The following is a 934-nucleotide window of genomic DNA, read 5'->3' as shown; positions in this document are numbered from 1 at the left end:
GAAGCGGACGCAGCAGCGTCCCTACACGTCCGGCAGCACCCGTCATAGCGACCCGTTTCATCGTCTCTCCTCCCATATCGCTCAAACGCCCTGGAACATGCGGGCGCGCGCATTCAGTATGTGTCTTTTCATCGCATCGTGCGCTTCGGTTTCCCGGTGCGCGAAGATCGCCTCGACGATCACCGCATGCTCATCCTGGACGCTGCGGATCTGTTCCGGCGTCCGCTTCAAGCTCAAGCTTCGTGTAACGGAATGCCCGATGGCGAAATGCGGCTTGAACCACTCGCGCAGGGTGATGTGGAACTGGTTACCGGTCGCCATGGCAATTGCATCGTGCAGAGCCTGGTCCTCCTCGGCGCCAAGCTCCCCATTGCGCAAGCATTGCTCAATCGAAAGAAGCGCTGCCGTTATGCGCTCCTTGTCGACCGGTTGCCAGTTTCGCGCTGCAAGCTCCGCCGCCTCGGCTTCGAGACCGGCGCGGAATTCGAAGAACCGCTGGACATCGGCCAAGGAGCCGACCGGCACCATTTTCAGCATCGACGAATCCGGCCTTTGCCTGACATAGGAACCGGAACCCTTGCGCGAAACGACCAGGCCATCGGCTCTCAAGCGTTCGAGCGCTTCGCGCACGACGGGTCTCGATGCGCCGAAATCCGTGGCGAGCTTCGTCTCCGGCGGCAGTCGTTCATTCACCGGAAAATTGCCGTCGGCGATCATCCCCACGATCTTCTCGTAGATGATGTCACTGAAGCGCGTTGCGCTCCTGTTCGAAACGGCATCGACCGCGAATGTCATCATGGTCCTTTTCTCTCAACGCCACGTGCGCCGGGTCGGCGGCCGCACCCTGGCTGTCGCTGACCATATGTTCAGGACGGCGTACAGCATTTGACAGATCCAACGTTTTTCGTCCGGTTGGCCGTATTTCAACGGCACA

Annotated in this window: 2 protein-coding genes; both read right to left on the bottom strand. The window is 60.1% G+C overall.

Annotated features, from left to right (window positions below; all coding sequences use genetic code 11):
- Positions 1-81 precede the first annotated feature (81 nt).
- A complete protein-coding gene (locus tag FY112_RS00185; RefSeq protein ID WP_151517335.1) occupies positions 82-795 on the bottom strand; it encodes a FadR/GntR family transcriptional regulator in 714 nt (237 codons plus the stop codon).
- Positions 743-934, bottom strand: a 192-nt coding sequence (locus tag FY112_RS37125; protein WP_210384795.1) for a hypothetical protein, incomplete at its 5' end; no start/stop codon positions are given. The genes FY112_RS00185 and FY112_RS37125, both read right to left, overlap by 53 nt.

The sequence above is a fragment of the Rhizobium sp. PEPV16 genome (assembly GCF_008919455.1).
GTDB lineage: Bacteria > Pseudomonadota > Alphaproteobacteria > Rhizobiales > Rhizobiaceae > Rhizobium > Rhizobium leguminosarum_Q.
The sequence above is the reverse complement of the archived record's forward strand: the minus strand, read 5'-3'. Positions and strand labels throughout refer to the sequence as shown.